This window comes from Nocardiopsis oceanisediminis, assembly GCF_048595525.1.
In the GTDB taxonomy this organism is placed as follows: domain Bacteria; phylum Actinomycetota; class Actinomycetes; order Streptosporangiales; family Streptosporangiaceae; genus Nocardiopsis_A; species Nocardiopsis_A oceanisediminis.
The window spans coordinates 5,800,515-5,819,474 of the sequence record NZ_JAFMZJ010000001.1; the positions used below are offsets into that span (position 1 = coordinate 5,800,515).

An 18,960-nucleotide genomic window follows, 5' to 3' on the forward strand; every position below is an offset into this window, starting at 1 on the left:
CCGCCGTGCTCCCGCCGTCATCGCCCCGGGCGGGCCTCCCGGTGAAGGCCTAGTGGATCTCCCAGAGGCGGGCCACGTCCGGGTGGGCCGAGGAGAGGCGGGCGTGCAGGGTGCGGGCCTCCTCCTCCAGGTCGGGGAGGGCGGCGCCGGAGGCGGAGCGGGCGGCGGTCTCCAGGTGGCCGAGGACCTCGGCGCGGTCGGCGCCGTCGACCCAGAGGATGCGGGCCAGCAGGATGCGGGCGGTGGCCAGGCCGGAGGTGTTGCCCCGCTCCTCGTACAGGTCGAGCGCCTGGTGCACGTGGGACAGGGCCTGCTGGAGCGGGCGGGCGTAGCGGAGCGGGACGGTGGGGTCGGCGCCCTCCCGGGCCGGGGAGACGGCCGCGAGGATCTCCTCGGCCGCGGCGTGGTGGGTGCGGGCCTGCCAGCGCAGGTCGCCCTGGTCCCCGTCGCGGCCGGCGCCGCGGCCCAGGTCGGCGAAGCCGCCGGCGGCCCGGCGGAAGGCCCGCTCGGCCCCGTCGAAGTCGCGGGCGTGCACCAGCACCCGGGCCAGGGTGAGCCGGGTGCGGTTCACCCCCCACAGGTCGCCCATCCGCTCCATCAGCGTGATCGCCTCGCGCAGCTGGGCGGTGCGCTCCGCGGCCGACCAGGCGCGGCGGAGCCGCCGGGTCGGGCGGCCGCCGCCCTCGGCCGTGCGCCACTCCTGGCGGAGCAGCTCGCCGTCGAGCCCGCCGAGCACCCGCAGGCACTGCGCGGCGAACCAGTGCCTGCCCTGCGCGCGGAACCCCTCCAGCAGCGATTGGAGTGCGATCCAGGCGTCCAGGTGGCGGCCCTCGTCGGCGAGGATCTCGGCCAGCATGATGCGGACCTGGTCCCGCTGGGCGGTGTCGCCCTCGGCCGCGAAGGCCTCCCGGGCCCGGCGGAGCAGCCCGGCCGCCTTCTCCCGGCGGCCCAGGTCGGCGTGGAGCTGGGCCAGGTCGTACAGGGCGCGGGCGTGCCACCGGCGCTCGCCGTGCTCGGCCAGCACCGCCTCGGCACGCTCCAGCTCCTCCTGGGCCTCGCCCAGGTCGCCCCAGCGCTGCAGGCAGACGCCGAGCGCCCTGTGGGCCCGCGCGGCCCACCGCTCGTCGGCGCCGAGCCGCTCGAAGACGAGCAGGGCGCGCCGCGCGTAGACGGCCCCCTGCTGGTAGCGGCCCCGGGCGCCGGACAGCTCGGAGGCCTCCAGCAGCGCCATGGCCAGCGCCTGCGCGTCGGCGCCGCCGTAGGCCAGGGCGAGCTGCGCCTCGACCGCCTGCTCCCACTCCTCCCAGTGGGTGCGCAGCGCCTTGCACATGTCGGCGACGGCGCGGGAGAGCCGCCACCCGGCCCCGGTGTGGCCGCCGTCGGCGGCCAGCCAGATGCAGCCCAGCAGCACCTCGCTCTCCCGGTGCAGCCAGGCGGGCGGGTTGCCGGGCGCCTCCAGGCCGAACGCGGCGGCCGCGGGGTCCGGCGGCGGGCCGGCCAGCGGCGGAGACGGGAACCCGGGGTCGTCGCCGTGCAGCTCCGCGGCGGCGGCCCCGGCGGTCCAGGTGTAGGCCTCGACCAGGCGGCGGGCGGCGGCCGCGGTCGCCTCCGGCCCCCACTCGGCCTCCGCCTCGGCGGCGGGGACGCCCAGTTCCGCCGGGCCGAGCACCACCATGGTGTCCCGGACCAGCTGGTGCATCCGGTAGCGGCGGACGCCGTCGTCGGCCCGGCCGAGCGGTTCCAGCAGGGAGAGCTCGACCAGCTCGGTGAGGACCGCGGCGGCGCGCTCCCTGGCGGTGCCGAGCAGGGCGGCCGCGGCGTAGTCGGCGGCCTCCTGCATGCCGCAGCCGGCCATCCGGTGCAGCAGCCGGCGCGCCTCGGTGCCGCACAGCCGGAAGACGCCGAGGAAGGAGGCGGGGAAGCCGGTGGGGCCGAGCAGCGGGGTGCCGTGCGTGCTGCGCAGCTTGGCCAGCAGCCGCTCGGCGTCCTCGCCGGTGTGCGAGGCCAGCCGCTTGCCGCACATCTTCAGGGCGAGCGGGAGGCCGTGGCAGTGCTCGGCGACCGCCCGCCGGGCCCGGCGCTCCCGACCGGGGTCGGCGGCGTCGGCGGGGATCGGCGCCTGCAGGTCCAGCAGCTCGGCGCCCTCGTCCTCGCTGAGCCCCTCCAAATGCACCTCGGTGAAGGCGAACCCGGCGTCGTGGAACGGGCGCCTGGCGGTGACCAGCACCGCGCTGTCCGGGCTGTTCGGCAGGAGCGGCAGGACCTGGCGGGGGTCCTCGGCGTTCTCCAGCACCAGCAGCAGCCTGCGGCCCGAGGTGCGGCCACGCCAGGCCTCCTCCAGGTGCCGGCGGGGGCCGCGCGGGGTGTCCCCGGAGGCGCCGAGCAGCTCCTCCAGCAGGGCGTGCACCGAGCGCGGCCGGGCGGCGGGCGGGGTCGGGGAGGGGTCGGCCCGGTCGCCGAGCAGCCGGGGGAACCTGCGGGGCAGCACGTCGGGCATGCGCAGCCAGCTCCGGCGGGCCTCCGGCTCTCTCCCGGCCGCCTCGTCGTCGGCGCTGGTCCCGGTGGTCAGGTCGACCCAGCGGGCCCCGTCGGGGAAGCGGTCCGCGGTCTCCCGGGCGACCCGGTTGGCCAGCTGGCTCTTGCCGGTCCCGGGCGCCCCGGTCACCACCGCGACCAGCGGGGGCGTCTGCGGTCCGGGCCGCCGCCACCAGCGGGCCCGGTCCAGGGCGCCGCGCCAGCCGGGGCGGGTGAACGCCTCGAACAGCCGCCGCATCTCCTTCCGCTGCTCCCGGTAGCCCACGAAGTGCGGCTCGGGGTGGAGCAGGTTGTCGCCGCGGCCCTCCCGCCAGAACGGGTCGGCCGCGTCCCGCCCGGTGCGGCCGCCGCGGAGCGCGTCGCGGGCGATGAACGGCAGCTGGGCCAGGGCGCCGATGACCACCAGGCCCCAGATCGCCTCGTTGGGCAGCCACTCCAGCAGGTCCGGCGCGTTCTGCAGCACGGTCGCCGCGATGGAGAGCAGCCCCCAGGCGCCCAGTACCGCGAGGTGCGCGCGGCGCTTCCGCTCGGTGCGCGGGGCGGGGGTCCGATCGGGCTGGGGGTCGGCCCGTTCCGTCATGCGCTCCATCCGTCCATGTTCCGGTCGCCGGAAACCGGCCGGGGGTCCGGCTCGTGTCGTGCCACCGATGCTCTCAGAGGCGGCGGGGCGGCGGCCGCACCGATCTTCTGTCCGGTATCTCAGACGCCCTGTCCACTGTTTTCGCAGGTCATAGGCGTCTTCGGTGTCCACATGGTGTCCTGGGCCACACTGCGGGCATTTCGCCGCAAAACCGGCCCTGAAGATGGGGGTCTACATCACCCCAGCTCATCACGTACGGCCGGAGGGCTGTCCGCCTTCGGCCACGCCGTGGAGGTTCTATGACCCCCTCTTCCCGGCCGACCCCGCCGGCGGGCGCGCAGACCCGCCGCGGCGGGGCCCGGTTCGCCGCCGCCACCCTCACCGGCCTGGTCTTCTTCCTGCTCCCGATCCGGGTGGGCGGCGAATGGACCATCCCCTTCGACCTGCTGGTGAACCTGATCAAGGAGGGGGCGCCGACCGCGGCGCGGCTGTACGCGGCGGCCGCGACCGTCGCGGCCGCGCTGCTCACCCTCGCCGCCGCGGTGGTCCGCCGGCGGGACGGCGGGCGGCCCGCGCTCCTCGGCCACTTCGCCACCGGCCCGGTCTTCACCGTGCTGCGCACGGCCGGCGCGGTGCTCGCGGTGATGGTGGTCGCCGGGGCCGGCCCGGCCGCCGTACTGGACGAGGGCGTCGGCCCGCTGATCTTCGACAGCGTGGTGCTGTCGGTCGCGGTCATCGTCCCGATCGGCGCGGTGTTCGTGTCGCTGCTGGTCTCCTACGGCGGGCTGGAGTTCATCGGCACCCTGGCCCGGCCGGTGATGCGCCCGGTCTTCAAGGTCCCCGGCCGGGGCGCCCTGGACGCGCTCGCGTCGTTCGTCGGGTCGTACTCCATCGGCCTGTACGTGACCAACCGGATGTACCTGGAGGGCCGGTACACCACCCGCGAGGCGGCCACCATCGCCACCTGCTTCAGCAGCGTCAGCCTGGGCTTCTTCGCGGTGGTCGCGGCCGCCCTGGACCTGATGCCGTACTTCCCGGTCATCGTCGGCTCGGTGCTGCTGCTCTCGGTGCTGCTCTCCGCGGTCCTGGTGCGGATCCCGCCGCTGTCCCGGCTCCCCGACGACTACCTGGGCGAGGGCGCGCCGGAACCGGAACCGGAGCGGCCGCTGCTCCGCGCCGCGCTGCGCAGCGCGCTGGAGCGGGCCCGGAGCGCCGAGGGCGTGGGCCGGGAGTGCGCGCGCAGCTTCGCCGAGGGGGTGCGGCTGGCGCTGGTCATCCTGCCCAGCATCATGGCGGTGGGCACCGCCGCGATCCTCATCGCGCAGCACACCCCGGTCTTCGACTGGCTGGGCCGCCCGCTGGAGCCGGTGATCGCGCTGCTCGGCATCCCCGACCCCGAGGTGGTGGCGCCCGCCTCCCTGATCGGGATCAGCGAGATGTTCCTGCCCGCCCTGCTCGGCGCGGGCGCGGCGGTGGAGGCGAAGTTCTTCATCGCCGTGCTCTCGCTGACCCAGCTCCTGTTCTTCTCCGCCACCATCCCGCTCCTGCTGGAACTGGACGTCCCGGTCCGGCTGCGCGACTGCGTCGTGCTCTTCCTGCTCCGCACGGCCGTCTCCATTCCACTCGTCGCGCTCATCACCCACATCGTGTTCTGAGCGGGCCCCCAGGTGCCGGTTCCGGCCGCGAACAGGCGGATTGTCCGCTCCCTCCGGTAGAAAAGAACCGTAGGCGGCCCGATACGCGGCGTTCCCCCCGCCGCGTCCCGGCCGGCCCGCGCGCCTGGAGTTGAGGAGGCCCATGCCCCAGCTGGCCATCGACGCGACGTGTCTTCCTCAGTACGACAAACTCGACGGGCCGACGCGCGAGCGGCTCCGCGCAGTCACCCGGAAGTTCCGCGAGCTGTCCTGGGAAGCCCTGATCGCCCACCCCGACCTGCGGATCCGCCCGCTGCCGCACGGCCAGGACCCGCGGATCAGAACGTTCCGGCTCAGCGACACCTGGACCGGCGTCATGCTCGCCCCCGAGTCCGGCGAGACGTTCCTCCTGGTGCACCTGCTGCCCAAGGAGAACGCGGAGGGCTGGGCCTCCGGCCAGCGGCACGACGTGAACAGCGTGATGGGCACCCTGGAGCGGCGGGACGCGGCCGCGCTCGCCCCGGTGGTGTCGGCGGAGCCCTCCGCCCCGCCGCGCCCGGCGGCCGCCTCCCCCGGCGCCCCCGGGGAGGGATCCGCGCCCGCCGGCGCCGCGGTGAACGGGGCGCCCGCGGGCGCCCCGGCCGGCGGGGGCGCGGAACCGGAGGCGGGGCCCGGCGGCGGGCCGTTCGACGGGGTGACCGACCGGGACCTGGAGCGGCTCGGCGTGGACCCGGAGATCCGCGGGTTCTGCCGGTCCCTCAAGGACGCCGCCGAGCTGCGCGCCTGGCGGCCGGCGCTCCCCCAGGACCAGTACGAGGTGCTCGCCGCGCTGGCCGACGGCCACTCGGTGCAGCGGGTGCTGCAGGAGGTGGTGGCGCCGCGGCGGCCGCGGATCGGCGCGGTCGCCACCGACGACTACGACACCGCGATCCGGCACACCCGGGAGCGGGTCATCGTGGTCGGCGACGACCAGGAGGTCGAGGACGTCCTGGCCGGGGAGTTCAACGCCTGGCGGGTCTTCCTCCACCCCAAGCAGCGCGACCTGGCCTACCGGGCGCGCTTCAGCGGCCCGGCCAAGGTCTCCGGCGGGCCCGGCACCGGCAAGACGGTGGTCGCCCTGCACCGGGTGAAGTTCCTCGCCGAGCACCTGCCGCTGGACGGCCGGGTGCTGCTCACCAGCTTCACCAACGCCCTGGTCGAGTCGCTCAAGCGGAACCTGGCGCTGCTCCTCCCGGACGAGCTCCTGGACGACGTGGACGTGGTCACCACCGACAAGCTCGCCCTGGACGTGGTCAAGGAGGCCCGGCCGGACGTCCGGCTGCGCACCGACACCCGCGGCCTGTTCGCCAACATCGCCCGCCAGCACCGGCTGGACTTCCCCCCGGACTTCCTCTACTCGGAGTACCGGCACGTGGTGATGGCGCAGGGCATCGGCACCCTGGAGGGGTACCTGGACCCGGACGCCCGGCGCGGCCGCACCGCCCCGCTCGACGCCGACCGGCGGCGCGCGGTGTGGCACGCGATCAGCGAGGCGCGGGCGCGGATGCGGACCGGGCGCGCGCTGGCCGCCGAGGAGATCCACGCCGAGGCCGCCCGGCTCCTCGCCGAGCGGGGCGAGAAGCCCTACACCAACCTGGTCGTGGACGAGGCCCAGGACCTGCACCCGATGCAGTGGCGCACGCTGCGCGCCGCGGTCGCCCACGGCCCCAACGACATGTTCATCACCGGCGACAACCGGCAGCGCATCTACGACAACACCGTCTCCTTCAAGCAGCTGGGCATCGGCGTGGTGGGCCGCTCCTACCCGCTGCGGGTCAACTACCGCACCACCGAGGAGATCCTCACCTGGGCCGACGGGATCATGCGCGGCCGGGTGCCGAACGAGCTCGGCGAGGCCGCGCCGGAGCCGCCCGGCTCGGTGCGCTGCGTGCTGAGCGGGCCGCCGCCGGAGGTGCGCGGCGCCGCCGACGAACCGGACGAGCTGGACGCCCTGGCCGAGCGGGTGCGCGGCTGGCTCGCCGAGGGCATCGCCCCCGGCGACGTCTGCGTGACCGCCCGGACCAACCGGCTGCGCGACTCCGTCGCCGCGCACCTGCGGGCCCGGGCGCTGCCCGCGACGATCTTCAACCCCGGCCGGCACTCGGTCACCGACGAGGCGGGATCGGTGCGGGTCACCACCATGCACGGGGTCAAGGGGCTGGAGTTCCGCGCGGTGGCGGTCACCGGGGCGACCGCCTCGGCGCTCCCGCTGATGGACCACGTGACCGCCCCCGACATCGACGAGAACCAGCACCGCGCCGACCTGGACGCGCAGCGCTCCCTGCTCTACGTCGCCTGCACCCGGGCCCGGGAGCGGCTCTACGTCAGCTGGCACGGCGACCCCAGCCCCTTCCTGCCCTGACCGCCGCCCGGGGCGGCGGAGTCCCGGGCGGCGCGCACCAGCTCCGCGATCTGGCCGGGGTGGCGCAGGTCGCTCCAGGTGAACCGGAGCAGGACGAGCCGCTCCGGGGCGACGGCGATCCGGTTCTGCCGGCTCCGGTCGGCGTAGAGCGCGCCGGGAAGCGCGTGCGCGCCGCGGCCGTCGGCCTCGGCGACCACCCCCCAGCTCGGCCAGGCCAGGTCGGCGTGGCCGGCCAGGCCGCCGTCCGCGGTGTGCACCGGGTACTGCAGGGTCTCCGGGGCGACCCCGGCGTCGGCGCAGACCAGCCGGAGCCGGGTCTCGAAGGTGCTCTGCGCGCGGCCGTCGCACTCCTCCCACCAGCCGCGGCTGCGCGGCGCCCCGGCCCGGCCGGCGTTGGCGTCGCGCAGCCCGGGCAGGTCGCCCGGGTCGACCAGGCCCTGCTGCAGGGCGGAGTCCAGGACGCTCACCGCGGTGTGCCGGTCGGTGAGCAGGGCGGTGTCGCGCAGGGTCCGCCCGGGGGTGGTGAGCCGGATGCCGTGCCGCAGGGTGACCTCGCCGGCCGGCACGTCCCAGCCGTGCAGGCGGACGCCGGTGGCGGTGCCGCGGCCGCGCCCGGGGACGCTGAGGTGGATGTGCTCGAAGCCGGGGCCGGGGACCGGGCCCTGCATCTCCCACAGCCGGGCGGCGGTGGGGCCGGCGACCACCGCGCGCGGCCCGTAGACCAGCTGGGCGGCCTTGGCCCGGGCGGCGAGCGGCGGCGGTCCGTCGCGGACGTAGTAGACCCCCGGGCGGAGGATCCGCCAGCGCCGGGCGCGCACCAGGGCGCCGACGCGGCCGGCGCTCAGCCCGGACCGGAGGGCCTGGTCGCGGCCGAGCACGCCGTGCTGGGCCGCGGCGAGGCCGAGGGCGGCGGAGAGGCCGGGCGGGGGCGGGTACGGGAGTTCTGCCATGGCCCCATCGGACCGCGTCGCACCGTCCCGGCGCGAGGCCTTCCCCGGACCTGTGGACGGCCCCCCTGTGGACAGGGCCCCGCGGACGGAGGCCTGTGGACGGAGGCCTGTGGACGGCGGAGGGCGGCCCGCCCCCGGCGCCCAGTAGGCTCCAGGGCCATGATCTCAACCGTTCGGGACGTGTTCTCCGGAGCCGCGATCCTCTTCCGCGGCGCGGGGATGGTGCTCCGCCGCCCCAAGCTCTTCTTCCTCGGGGCGATCCCGCCGCTGTTCACCTCGCTGCTGTTCGTCGCGGTGCTGGTGGCGCTGCTGACCAACATCGACGACCTGGCCGCCTGGACCACCCCGTTCGCCGACGGCTGGGCCGAGGGGTGGCGCACCGCGGTGCGGGTGGCCGCCGGCGCGGTGCTGACCGCCGGGACGGTGCTGCTGATGGTGGTCGCCTTCACCGGGCTCACCCTGGCGCTGGGCGCGCCGCTGTACGACCTGATCGCCGAGGCGGTCGAGGACGAGCTGGGCGACGCGCCCCCGGAGTCCGACGAGCCGCTGGTCTCCTCCATGGCCCGGTCGGTCCGGCAGTCGCTGGTGATCGTGGCGATCACCGCCCTGGTGTCGCTGCCGCTGTTCGCCGCGGGGTTCATCCCGGTGGTGGGGCAGACCGTGGTCCCGGTGGTCTCCGCGCTGTTCGGCGGGTGGATGCTCGGCATGGAGCTGGTCGGCGCGGCGTTCGACCGCCGCGGGCTGATCCGGCTGGGCGAGCGCCGCCGGGCCATGGCCGGGCACAGGGCGCTCTCCCTGGGCTTCGCCGTCCCCTGCTACCTGCTGCTGGCGATCCCGTTCGTGGCGGTGCTGGTGTTCCCGGCGGCGACCGCCGGCGGGACCATCCTGACCCGGCGGCTGCTGCCCGCGCACCGCCCCGGACCGGGCGCGCCCCCGCCCCCCGGCGGCCCCTACGGCGCACCGCCCCAGGGGCCGTACACCGGCCCGCCCCAGGGGCCGTACGGAGCACCGCCCCAGGGCCCGTACGGCGGTCCGCCCCAAGGGCCCCAGAACCCGTACGGCGGCCCGAGCGCGCCCCGCGGCGGCCTCCGCTAGGCCGCCCCCGGCGGGGGCCGCGCAGAGGCGGCGCGGTGCCGCCCTCCCGGGCCGGGAAGGGACGCGCCTCCCCCGCCGCCCTGGACCCTCCGCCCGTGCGGCGGGCGGGGGGCGGCTCCCCCGCCCCTCGTCCGCGCCGCGGCTCCTCCGGACCGGCCGGGGAACGGAGCGCGGGCCGCGCCCGCCATCGCGGTGCGGGCCGGTCCGGGCGGCGGAGCGGGCACGCGGCCGCCGCCCGGCGGCCCCGGGTGACCGCGGAAAGGGCCCCGGTGCGCGTCGCGCCGGGGCCGTCCGGGGTCAGCGCAGGCCGGCGGGGCGGCTGAGCGCGGTGGTGATCAGGCGATCCACCAGGGCCGGGTAGTCCACCCCGGTGGCCTCCCACATCTTCGGGAAGGCCGAGCTGGGGGTGAAGCCGGGCAGCGTGTTGATCTCGTTGACCAGCACCTCGCCGGCGTCGGTGTAGAAGAAGTCGACCCGGGCCAGGCCCTCGCAGCCCAGCGCCTCGAAGGTCGCCACGGCCGCCTTGCGGATCCGCTCGACCGCCTCGGCGGGCAGCTCCGCCGGGATGGTGAGGCTGCTGCTGGAGAGGTACTTGGCCTCGAAGTCGTAGAAGTCGAAGCCCTCGGCGACGTGGATCTCCGCGGGCAGCGAGGCCTCGGGGGCGGCTCCGTCCAGCCCCTCCAGCACGCCGCACTCGACCTCCCGGCCGGAGACCGCGGCCTCCACGATGACCTTCGGGTCGTGCTCGCGGGCGGCCTCGATCGCGGCCGCCAGCGCGTCGGCGTCGGCGGTGTCGGCGACCCGGGTGATGCCGACGCTGCTGCCGGCGCGGGCCGGCTTGACGAACACCGTGCCGCCCAGCGCCGCGGCGTCGTCCAGCACCCGCTTGCGCTCGGTGCGCCACTGCCGGTCGGTGACGGCCAGGTAGGGGCCGGTGGCGATGCCGTTCGCGGTGAACATGGCCTTCATGTAGACCTTGTCCATGGAGGCGGCGCTGGCGAACACCCCGGCGCCGGCGTAGCGGGCGCCCATCATCTCGAACAGGCCCTGGATGGTGCCGTCCTCGCCGTAGGGGCCGTGCAGCAGCGGCAGCACCACGTCCACCTCGCCGAGCCGGGCGGGCACCTCGTCCGGACCCATCACCAGCAGGTCGGAGGCGGCGTCGAAGGGCAGCGCCAGCCGGGCGCCGCCGGGCGCGGCGCTCTCCACCGTGGGCAGCTCCTTGGCCGCGCCGATGGCCAGCCGCTCCGGGTCGGACGGGGCGAGCACCCACTCTCCGCCCCGGGTGATGCCGATCGGCACCACCTCGTAGCGGTCCGCGTCGATCGCCGACAGCACACTGCCCGCGGTGACGCAGCTGATCTCGTGCTCGGAACTGCGTCCGCCGAAGACGACGGCGACGCGGATTTTACGCTGCTCGGCCATGCTGCCCGACCCTATCTCGCCTTAAAACCGACCCGAAAACCGCGATGTGCGGCGTCCGGACTTGCCGGAGCGGGCCCCGACCCGGGACCGCCCCGCCCTCCTGCTGCCTTCCCCGCCGCGCCGGACGACCGGCCCGCGCCGCGACCGGATCGGGCGCGCGGCCCGGGAAGCGGCGCTCCGGTGCGCGGCCGGAGGGCACCGCCTCCGGCACCGGGGAGGAGCCACCGCGCCGGCGCGCCGGATGCGCACCGGTGCGTCGTGGAGCCTACGTGACCGGAGCCGCCGCGGATACCACCCCGCGCCCAGGTGTCCCGGGCCGACCGCCGGTCAGACCCCGTACCGCTCCGGTTTGGCGCTGCGCGACATGAACGCCATCAGCGCCTCGGCGGGCGACAGGTCGTGGTGCATCATCCCGACCACGGCCTCGGTGATCGGCATGTCGATGCCGTGCTTGCGGGCCAGCGCCAGGATGGACTCCGAGGACTTCACGCCCTCCGCGGTCTGCCTGGTCTCGGCGACGACCTGCTCGAGGGTGAGCCCGGAGCCCAGCCGCTCGCCGAAGGTGCGGTTGCGCGAGAGCGGCGAGCTGCACGTGGCCACCAGGTCGCCCATCCCGGCGAGCCCGGCCAGGGTGTGCTCGTCGGCGCCGAGCGCCACCGCCAGCCGCACCGTCTCGGCGAGGCCGCGGGTGATCAGCGAGGCCTTGGCGTTGTCGCCGAAGCCCATGCCGACCGCGACGCCCACCGCCAGCGCGATGACGTTCTTCACCGCCCCGCCCAGCTCGGCGCCGACCAGGTCGGTGCTGCTGTACGGGCGGAAGTAGGCGGACTTGCACAGGTGCTGCAGGCGCACGGCGGTCGGCTCGTGCGGGCAGGCGACCACGGCGGTGGCCGGCTGCCGCTCGGCGATCTCCCGGGCCAGGTTGGGGCCGGTCACCACGGCGACCTGGGACTCCGGCAGCGCCAGCTCCTCGGCGATCACCTCGCTCATCCGCAGCGAGGTGCCGAGCTCGACGCCCTTCATCAGGCTGACGACCACCGCCCCGGGGCGGACGTGCGGGGCCCAGTCGCGCAGGTTGGCGCGGAGCGTCTGGGACGGCACGGCGACCACCGCGAAGTCCGCCCCGGACAGCGCCTCGGCCGGGTCCGCGGTGGCGGAGAGCCCCGGGTTGAGCGCGATGCCGGGGAGGTAGTCGGGGTTCTCGTGGCGCTCGTTGACCGCCGCGGCGACCTCGGCCCGCCGGCCGCACAGCACCGTCCGCGCCTGCCCGGCGTCGGCCAGCACGTTGGCGAACGCGGTCCCCCAGGACCCGCCGCCCATCACCGCGACCTTCGTCATGCGGCGCCCGCCTTCCCGTTGTCGCCGTCCTCGACCGCCTTGTCCTGGCGGGCCTGCTTGGGGTCGTAGGGCACCGCGGGGGGCTCCTCGCCGCGGATCTCCGCCTGCAGCCGGGTGATGGCCGCCATGATCTCGGCGGTGGCCTCGCGCAGTACCGTCCCGGTGAGCGGCTTGTCCCGGTAGGCCGACAGGTCCACCGGCGGGCCGGCCGCCATCCGCACCCGCTTCCGCGGGAACAGGCTCAGCTTGTTGGTGCCGTACTCCAGCATCTCGTGCTCGCCCCAGTGGGCCAGCGGGACGACCGGCACGCCGGTGCTCAGCGCCAGCCGCGCCACACCGGTCTTGGCGGCCATCGGCCACAGCTCCGGGTCGCGGGTGACGGTGCCCTCGGGATAGAAGATGACCGAGGATCCGTCCCTGGTCAGCGCGGTCTCCGCCTCGCCGAGCGCCTTGATCGCCTCGGTACTGCCGCGCTTGACCGGGATCTGGCCGGTGCTCTTGGCGACGGAGCGGACCACCGGGATCCGCATCACGCCCTCCTTCATGGTGAAGGTGGGCCAGCGGCGACCGGCGACGTAGAGGAAGTGCGCGATGGTCAGCGGGTCGGCCATGGACAGGTGGTTGGCGGCGATGATCACACCGCCGCTGCGCGGGATGTTCTCCTGTCCGCGCCACTCCGGCTTGGTGAGCGTCCGCATGATCGGGCGGACGATGGAGGCCACGACGACCTTCACCCACCGCGACTCGCGTTGCTTCGCCACAGGCTCCTCCGGATTCGCCCCGCTCTCCAGGTGCACCCCCGCAGGGCCGGAGGGGGACGGTCTCCTGCGGTCGGTCCAGTCTAGGCGGCCCGGGAAGGCGCCCACGTCATGCCGGTACGGGCGGTTCCCGCCGATCCCTGCGCCGTATGATGATCGGGTTTATCCGGTTCCATCGGCGGTCAGGGGGGGAGCACCGGTGGGCGAGCTGTGGTCGGTGCTGGTCCCGGTCAAGGGGCTGGCCGAGGCGAAGACCCGGCTGTCCCCGCTGGGCGGGGCGCTCCGCAGCGAGCTGGCGCTGGCCTTCGCCCGGGACACGGTGGCCGCCGCGGCCGCCTGCGCCCGGGTCGGCGCGGTGTTCGCGGTCACCGACGACCCCCGGGCCCAGCGGGCCCTGTCCGGGCTGGGCGCCTCGGTGGTCGGCGGCGAACCGGGCACCGGGCTCAACCCGGCGCTGGCGCACGGCGCCGCCGCGGCCCGGCTGCGCGACCCCGGTCGGGGCGTGTGCGCGCTCTCCGCCGACCTGCCCGCGCTCCGCTCCGAGGAGCTGGAGCGGGCGCTGGACGACGCGGCCCGGTATCCGCGCTCCTTCGTCGCCGACGCCGCCGGGGTGGGCACCACCCTGTACGCGGCCGCGCCCGGGGCGGAGTTCGCCCCGGCGTTCGAGGGCCCGTCGCGCCGCCGCCACCTGCGGCTGGGCGCGGTCGAGCTGTCCCGGGCCGGCCTTCCCGGCCTGCGCCGGGACGCCGACACCCCGGCCGACCTGGACGCCGCCCGCGGGCTGGGCGTCGGCCGGCACACCGCCGCGGCGCTGGAGCGGCTGGGGCTGTGAACGGCGCGGCGCCGCCGGGCCCTTCCGGGCCGGGCGGCGCCGCGATGCGTCGGGTTACTTCTTCTTGTCGTTCACCAGGTCCTTGAAGTCGGCCCCGGCCCGGAACCTCGGGACGAAGCTCGCGGGGACCTGGATGGCCTCCCCGGTCGCGGGGTTGCGGGCGGTGCGGGCGGCGCGCTCGGCCTTCTCGAACACGCCGAACCCGGTGATGGCGACCTTGTCGCCGGCGGCGACGGTCTTCTGGATGGTCTCCAACACGGCGTTGACGGCCTCGGTTGCGGTCTTCTTGTCCCCCAACCGGTCGGAGATCGCGTCGATCAGGTCACGCTTGTTCATTGGTTCCTCCGGTTCCCCCTTGCTCGCACGAAATTAGGGGACCGGAGGGGGTCCGCACAAACACAAACGCCCCTGTTTTCAGCGTGTCGAGGACTCATCGACCTGCGAAGAGATCTCCTTCAGCATCCGGTCGAGACGCTCGGAACCGCGAACAGGATCCCTTTTGACCGCTTCCGTGACAGTCAAAAGCCTACGAATAACCGGAATCCGGACACCCTCCGGGAGCGACTCGGCCAGCCGGTGGGCCTCCTTCAGCCGCTTCGCCAAATCAAGGTAAAATTCCGCTCCGGGCGGCGGTTCCGCGCCCTCGGAGGGGGGTCCGGGGTCTACCTGGTCACCGGGAGCCATGGCCTCCGGGTCTCCTCGTAGGCGTCGATGTCGTCGGTGTGCCGCAGGGTCAGGGCGATGTCGTCCAGCCCCTCCATCAGCCGCCAGCGAGTGTAGTCGTCGATCTCGAACGGCTCGGTCAGCCCGGGCGCCCGGACCTCGCGCTCCACCAGGTCCACGGTGACCGGCGCGGAGGGGTCGGCCTCCACGGTCTCCCACAGCCGCTCGATCACCGGCTGCGGCAGCACCACCGCCAGCAGCCCGCCCTTGAGCGCGTTGCCGCGGAAGATGTCGGCGAAGCGCGGGGAGAGCACGGCCTTGAAGCCGTAGTCCTGCAGCGCCCACACCGCGTGCTCGCGGGAGGAGCCGGTGCCGAAGTCCGGCCCGGCGATCAGCACGTCGGAGCCCCGGTAGGCCTCCTGGTTCAGCACGAAGTCGGGGTCGTTGGCCCGCCAGGCGGCGAACAGCCCGTCCTCGAACCCGGTGCGCGCCACCCGCTTGAGGTAAACGGCCGGGATGATCTGGTCGGTGTCCACGTTGCTCGCGCGCAGCGGGGCGCCGCGCCCGGTGTGGACGGTGAACTTCTCCATGGCTCGTCGTTCTCCGTTCGTCGTCGCAGGGGCGTCAGGGGCGCCCGGTCACAGGTCCGCGGGCGAGGAGAGCGTGCCGCGCACCGCGGTCGCCGCGGCCACCAGCGGCGAGACCAGGTGGGTGCGGCCCCCCTTGCCCTGCCGCCCCTCGAAGTTGCGGTTGGACGTGGACGCACTGCGCTCGCCCGGCTTGAGCTGGTCGGGGTTCATGCCCAGGCACATCGAGCAGCCCGCCTCGCGCCACTCGGCGCCGGCCGCCGTGAAGACCTCGCCCAGGCCCTCCTCGTTCGCCTGCTCCTTGACCCGCATCGACCCGGGGACCACCAGCATCCGCACCCCGTCGGCGACCTTGCGGCCCTTGATCACCTCGGCGGCGGCGCGCAGGTCCTCGATCCGGCCGTTGGTGCACGAGCCGAGGAAGACGGTGTCCACCCTGATGTCGCGCATCCGGGTGCCGGCCCGCAGGTCCATGTAGGCGAGCGCCTTCTCGGCCGCGGCCCGGTCGTCGGCGCCCTCCATCGCGGCGGGGTCGGGCACCTCGGCGTCCAGCGGCACGCCCTGGCCCGGGTTGGTGCCCCAGGTGACGAACGGGCTCAGCCGGTCGGCGTCGAGCACGACCTCCTTGTCGAAGACGGCGTCCTCGTCGCTGCGCAGGCTCTTCCAGTGCTCGACGGCGGCCTCGAAGCCGGCCCCGGCCGGGGCGTGCGGGCGGCCCTCGATGTAGTCGAAGGTGGTCTGGTCCGGGGCGATCATGCCGGCCCGGGCGCCCGCCTCGATCGACATGTTGCAGATGGTCATCCGGGCCTCCATGGACAGCGCCCGGATCGCCTCGCCGCGGTACTCGATGACGTAGCCCTGCCCGCCGCCGGTGCCGATCTCGGCGATCACCGCCAGGATGATGTCCTTGGCCGTCACCCCCGGCGCGAGCGTGCCGTTCACCGTGACCGCCATGGTCTTGAACGGGGTCATCGGCAGCGTCTGGGTGGCCAGCACGTGCTCCACCTGGCTGGTGCCGATGCCGAAGGCCAGCGCGCCGAAGGCGCCGTGGGTGCTGGTGTGGCTGTCGCCGCAGACGATGGTCATGCCCGGCTGGGTGAGCCCCATCTGCGGGCCCACCACGTGCACGATGCCCTGGTCGATGTCGCCCATCGGGAACAGCCGGACGCCGAACTCGGCGGCGTTCTTGCGCAGCGTCTCGATCTGGGTGCGGGAGACCTTGTCGGCGATCGGGCCGAGGATGTTCTCGGTGGGCACGTTGTGGTCCTCGGTGGCCACCGTCAGGTCGGGGCGGCGCACCCCCCGGCCGGCCAGCCGGAGGCCCTCGAAGGCCTGCGGGCTGGTCACCTCGTGCACGAGGTGCAGGTCGATGTAGAGCAGGTCGGGCTCCCCGTCGGCACGCCTGACGACGTGCTCCTCCCAGACCTTCTCGGCCATCGTGCGTGCCATCTGCGACGCCTCCCGGTTGTATCGCTGGACCGTGTACGGAGCGGACGTGTGGAGCGGCCCGCCGCCTCCCGGCACCCGCCCGCGCGGCGCGGAGACGCGCGTCGGACCGGACTTGCATTCCAAATAGCGAGACGGCAATATCAAGCCATGGACAACTCTAGCTCATCCAGCGGCGTCGGTGTCCTGGACAAGACGATGTCGGTCCTGGACGCCCTCGAAGCGGGCCCGGCCTCCCTGGCCCAGCTCGTCAAGATCACCGGCCTGGCGCGCCCCACCGCGCACCGGCTGGCCGTCGCCCTGGAGCGGCACCGCATGGTCACCCGGGACAGCCAGGGGCGGTTCGTCCTCGGCCCGCGGCTGGGCGAGCTGTCCATCGCCACCGGCGAGGACCGGCTGCTGGCCGCCGCCACCCCGGTCCTGGCCCAGCTGCGCGACCTCACCGGGGAGAGCGCCCAGCTCTACCGAAGACAGGGCGACGTCCGGGTGTGCGTGGCCGCCGCCGAGCGGGCCAGCGGCCTGCGGGACACCGTCCCGGTCGGCAGCGAGCTGCCGATGAACGCCGGCTCGGCCGCCCAGATCCTGCTCGCCTGGGAGGACACCGACCGGATCCGCCGCTCGCTGCGCGGCGCGCACTTCACCGCGCAGAGCCTCACCCAGGTCCGCCGGCGCCGCTGGGCGCAGAGCGTCGGCGAGCGCGAGCAGGGCGTCGCCTCGGTGTCGGCCCCCATCTCCGGACCGGGCGGCCGGGTGATCGCCGCGGTCTCGGTCTCCGGCCCGATCGAGCGCCTGACCCGCTCCCCCGGCCGGCTGCACGCCAAGGCCGTCACGGCCGCCGCGGAGAAGATCACCGAGGCCCTGCACAACCACGAGGCGGCGTGAGCGCCCGCGCTCTATAGTGGAATTCCGCGGTCCACGAAGGAGGGCGAGCGATGGCGATGCCCGTCACGGGCCTGATGCAGGATCTCGGCACCCTCGCCGACCACATCGAGGCCCCCGATGGCTACCGGGTGGAGATCATCGATGGGAAGGTCGTCGTGTCCCCCACTCCGCTCGGTTCGCACGCCCTGCTCGCCTCCCGGGTCCAGTACGCGCTGCGCGGCCTGCTGCCGGCCGAGTGGGAGATCGTCCAGTACGTGACCCTGGCCATCCCCGCGACCGGCGAGCGCTACATCCCGGACCTGGCCGTCCTCCCGTCCTCCCTGCTCACCGAGGAGATCTGGAAGTTCCCTTCCCAGGAGGCCCTGCTCACCGTGGAGATCACCTCGCCGAGCAACGCGGAGACGGACCGGGTCAAGAAGCCGCGCGGCTACGCATACGGCGAGATCCCCGCTTACCTGCTGATCGACACCGAGAACCGGCGCTGGACCCTCTTCGAGGAACCGGAGAACGGCGTCTACCGCAAGCAGATGCACATCACCACGGGCGACGACCTCCCGCTCCAGGCCCCCTTCAGCGGACCGCTGCGGACCGCCGCCATCGGCTGACCGCCGAAAAGACGCCGCCGCCTTCCACCGGGCGTCCCTGGCGCCGACGGGCTATCCCCGCAGCGGGACGCGGAGGATCCGGTCGTCGCCGTCGCGGGGGTCGCCGCGGCCGTCCCGGTTGCTGGTGGTGATCCACAGCTCGGAGCCGCCGGGGGCGGCCGCCACCGCGCGCAGCCGGCCGTACTCGCCCTGGTAGAGCGCCTCCGGTTCGGCGACCGGGTCGTCCGGGTCGCCGGTGAGCGGCACCCGCCACAGCCGCTCGCCGCGGAGCGCGGCGACCCACAGCGAGCCCTCCGCGACCGCCGCGCCGCTGGGCGAGGCCTCGTCGGTGGTCCAGGTGACCACCGGGTCGACGGCGCCCTCGCCGCCGCCGGTGCCCTCGGTCTCCGGCCAGCCGTGGTCGCCGCCCGGCTCGATCACGTTGACCTCGTCCCAGGTGTCCTGGCCGAACTCGGTGGCCAGCAGCGCCCCGTCCCCGTCCCAGGCCAGGCCCTGCACGTTGCGGTGCCCGCCGCTGTAGACCAGGGTCCCGCCGGGGTTGCCGGGGGCCGGGTCGCCGTCCGGGGTCATCCGCAGGATCTTGCCGCCGAGCGAGTCGGGGTCCTGGGCGTTCCCGGTGTCGCCGGCGTCGCCGGTGCCCGCGTAGAGGTGGCCGTCCGGGCCGAACGCGATCCGGCCGCCGTTGTGGAACGAGGCGGAGGGGATGCCGTCCAGCACGGTCTCCTGCCCGCCCAGCCCGCCGTCCGGGCCGTAGTCCATCCGCACGATCCGGTTGTCGGAGCCGGAGGTGAAGTAGGCGAACACCGCGCCCTCCAGGTCCTCGCCCATCTCCGGGGAGACCGCCAGGCCGAGCAGGCCGCCCTCGCCGGAGGGGGCGACCCCGTCCACCTCGCCGGCCTCCTCGGTGCCGCCGTCCGGGAAGACCCGCAGCACCCGGGCGGTGTCCCGCTCGCCGACCAGCGCCGAGCCGTCCGGCAGGAACGCGATGGACCAGGGCGTCTCCAGGCCGTCGGCGACCGTCTCCGGCTCGCCGGGCGGGACCAGCCGGTCGGTGGCCCGCGGCTGCTCCGCGGCGCCGCCACCGCCCCCGGCGGCCTGCTCTCCGGCCCCGCCGGAGCAGGCGGGGAGGAGCAGGGCCGCACCGAGGAGGGCGGCCGCGGCGCGCGGGCGGGCGTGTCGTCGCATGCCGGATTCCTGCCCGCCGCGGCCCCGCCGTATCCCGGGAAGAG

Annotated in this window: 16 protein-coding genes; 6 read left to right on the forward strand and 10 right to left on the reverse strand. The window is 75.2% G+C overall.

The annotated features are described in order from the left end of the window. Positions 1-49: 49 nt before the first annotated feature. Entirely contained in the window at positions 50-3,124 is a 3,075-nt protein-coding gene (locus J0910_RS25325) for an NB-ARC domain-containing protein (protein WP_420161049.1), read from the reverse strand. Positions 3,125-3,414: 290 nt separating this feature from the next. Here J0910_RS25325 and J0910_RS25330 point away from each other — a divergent pair, with 290 nt between their 5' ends. Next, complete coding sequence (locus J0910_RS25330; protein ID WP_420161050.1) at positions 3,415-4,770, forward strand: YjiH family protein; 1,356 nt, start codon at positions 3,415-3,417, stop codon at positions 4,768-4,770. 142 nt (positions 4,771-4,912) lie between these two features. Then, positions 4,913-7,150, forward strand: coding sequence for a UvrD-helicase domain-containing protein (locus tag J0910_RS25335; protein ID WP_420161051.1), 2,238 nt, complete (start codon positions 4,913-4,915; stop codon positions 7,148-7,150). Here the strand turns inward: J0910_RS25335 and J0910_RS25340 are convergent. Next, the gene (locus J0910_RS25340; RefSeq protein WP_420161052.1) at positions 7,108-8,100 is read right to left on the reverse strand and encodes a hypothetical protein; all 993 of its coding nucleotides are present in this window, start codon (positions 8,098-8,100) and stop codon (positions 7,108-7,110) included. The genes J0910_RS25335 and J0910_RS25340 overlap by 43 nt on opposite strands. 159 nt (positions 8,101-8,259) lie before the next feature. On the opposite strand from J0910_RS25340, the gene J0910_RS25345 reads away from it, so the two are divergent. Then, positions 8,260-9,195, forward strand: coding sequence for an EI24 domain-containing protein (locus tag J0910_RS25345; RefSeq protein ID WP_420161053.1), 936 nt, complete (start codon positions 8,260-8,262; stop codon positions 9,193-9,195). Positions 9,196-9,492: 297 nt separating this feature from the next. Here the strand turns inward: J0910_RS25345 and J0910_RS25350 are convergent, their stop codons facing one another. The 3 genes from J0910_RS25350 to J0910_RS25360 form a co-directional block, all read right to left on the reverse strand. Continuing rightward, entirely contained in the window at positions 9,493-10,620 is a 1,128-nt protein-coding gene (locus J0910_RS25350) for a D-alanine--D-alanine ligase family protein (protein WP_420161054.1), read from the reverse strand. Positions 10,621-10,947: 327 nt separating this feature from the next. Further along, positions 10,948-11,958: an NAD(P)H-dependent glycerol-3-phosphate dehydrogenase gene (locus J0910_RS25355; protein WP_420161055.1), complete on the reverse strand. Its 1,011-nt coding sequence runs from the start codon at positions 11,956-11,958 to the stop codon at positions 10,948-10,950. Continuing rightward, a complete protein-coding gene (locus J0910_RS25360; RefSeq protein ID WP_420161056.1) occupies positions 11,955-12,719 on the reverse strand; it encodes a lysophospholipid acyltransferase family protein in 765 nt (254 codons plus the stop codon). Before J0910_RS25360 ends, J0910_RS25355 begins: the two co-directional genes overlap by 4 nt. 196 nt (positions 12,720-12,915) lie before the next feature. Between J0910_RS25360 and cofC the strand changes: the two genes are divergently transcribed. Beyond that, entirely contained in the window at positions 12,916-13,548 is a 633-nt protein-coding gene (gene cofC, locus J0910_RS25365; protein WP_420161057.1) for a 2-phospho-L-lactate guanylyltransferase, read from the forward strand. A gap of 54 nt (positions 13,549-13,602) precedes the next feature. Here cofC and J0910_RS25370 read toward each other — a convergent pair whose 3' ends face one another. The 4 genes from J0910_RS25370 to leuC all read right to left on the reverse strand — a co-directional run bounded on the left by J0910_RS25370 (position 13,603) and on the right by leuC (position 16,247). Beyond that, positions 13,603-13,884 (reverse strand): HU family DNA-binding protein, encoded by a 282-nt coding sequence (locus J0910_RS25370; RefSeq protein WP_017594741.1) that lies wholly within the window; start codon positions 13,882-13,884, stop codon positions 13,603-13,605. 78 nt (positions 13,885-13,962) lie between these two features. Beyond that, the gene (locus J0910_RS25375; RefSeq protein ID WP_420161058.1) at positions 13,963-14,232 is read right to left on the reverse strand and encodes an SCO5555 family protein; all 270 of its coding nucleotides are present in this window, start codon (positions 14,230-14,232) and stop codon (positions 13,963-13,965) included. Continuing rightward, on the reverse strand, positions 14,211-14,801 hold the full coding sequence (gene leuD / locus J0910_RS25380; protein WP_420161059.1) for a 3-isopropylmalate dehydratase small subunit: 591 nt from the start codon (positions 14,799-14,801) through the stop codon (positions 14,211-14,213). The genes J0910_RS25375 and leuD overlap by 22 nt, the downstream gene beginning before the upstream one ends. A gap of 48 nt (positions 14,802-14,849) precedes the next feature. After that, positions 14,850-16,247, reverse strand: a complete 1,398-nt coding sequence (gene leuC / locus J0910_RS25385; RefSeq protein WP_420161060.1) for a 3-isopropylmalate dehydratase large subunit — start codon at positions 16,245-16,247, stop codon at positions 14,850-14,852. Positions 16,248-16,442: 195 nt separating this feature from the next. Here leuC and J0910_RS25390 point away from each other — a divergent pair, with 195 nt between their 5' ends. Beyond that, positions 16,443-17,126: an IclR family transcriptional regulator gene (locus tag J0910_RS25390; protein WP_420162081.1), complete on the forward strand. Its 684-nt coding sequence runs from the start codon at positions 16,443-16,445 to the stop codon at positions 17,124-17,126. Positions 17,127-17,176: 50 nt separating this feature from the next. After that, positions 17,177-17,731, forward strand: coding sequence for a Uma2 family endonuclease (locus J0910_RS25395; RefSeq protein WP_420161061.1), 555 nt, complete (start codon positions 17,177-17,179; stop codon positions 17,729-17,731). Positions 17,732-17,782: 51 nt separating this feature from the next. Here the strand turns inward: J0910_RS25395 and J0910_RS25400 are convergent, their stop codons facing one another. After that, the gene (locus J0910_RS25400) at positions 17,783-18,916 is read right to left on the reverse strand and encodes a PQQ-dependent sugar dehydrogenase (protein ID WP_420161062.1); all 1,134 of its coding nucleotides are present in this window, start codon (positions 18,914-18,916) and stop codon (positions 17,783-17,785) included. Positions 18,917-18,960 lie beyond the last annotated feature (44 nt).

Bases quoted from the DNA above. Each gene is read 5' to 3' on its own strand.
- J0910_RS25325 (WP_420161049.1), bottom strand. From the start codon at position 3,124: ATGGAGCGCATGACGGAACGGGCCGACCCCCAGCCCGATCGGACCCCC.
- J0910_RS25330 (WP_420161050.1), top strand. From the start codon at position 3,415: ATGACCCCCTCTTCCCGGCCGACCCCGCCGGCGGGCGCGCAGACCCGC.
- J0910_RS25335 (WP_420161051.1), top strand. From the start codon at position 4,913: ATGCCCCAGCTGGCCATCGACGCGACGTGTCTTCCTCAGTACGACAAA.
- J0910_RS25340 (WP_420161052.1), bottom strand. From the start codon at position 8,100: ATGGCAGAACTCCCGTACCCGCCCCCGCCCGGCCTCTCCGCCGCCCTC.
- J0910_RS25345 (WP_420161053.1), top strand. From the start codon at position 8,260: ATGATCTCAACCGTTCGGGACGTGTTCTCCGGAGCCGCGATCCTCTTC.
- J0910_RS25350 (WP_420161054.1), bottom strand. From the start codon at position 10,620: ATGGCCGAGCAGCGTAAAATCCGCGTCGCCGTCGTCTTCGGCGGACGC.
- J0910_RS25355 (WP_420161055.1), bottom strand. From the start codon at position 11,958: ATGACGAAGGTCGCGGTGATGGGCGGCGGGTCCTGGGGGACCGCGTTC.
- J0910_RS25370 (WP_017594741.1), bottom strand. From the start codon at position 13,884: ATGAACAAGCGTGACCTGATCGACGCGATCTCCGACCGGTTGGGGGAC.
- J0910_RS25375 (WP_420161058.1), bottom strand. From the start codon at position 14,232: ATGGCTCCCGGTGACCAGGTAGACCCCGGACCCCCCTCCGAGGGCGCG.
- leuD (WP_420161059.1), bottom strand. From the start codon at position 14,801: ATGGAGAAGTTCACCGTCCACACCGGGCGCGGCGCCCCGCTGCGCGCG.
- leuC (WP_420161060.1), bottom strand. From the start codon at position 16,247: ATGGCACGCACGATGGCCGAGAAGGTCTGGGAGGAGCACGTCGTCAGG.
- J0910_RS25390 (WP_420162081.1), top strand. From the start codon at position 16,443: ATGTCGGTCCTGGACGCCCTCGAAGCGGGCCCGGCCTCCCTGGCCCAG.
- J0910_RS25395 (WP_420161061.1), top strand. From the start codon at position 17,177: ATGGCGATGCCCGTCACGGGCCTGATGCAGGATCTCGGCACCCTCGCC.
- J0910_RS25400 (WP_420161062.1), bottom strand. From the start codon at position 18,916: ATGCGACGACACGCCCGCCCGCGCGCCGCGGCCGCCCTCCTCGGTGCG.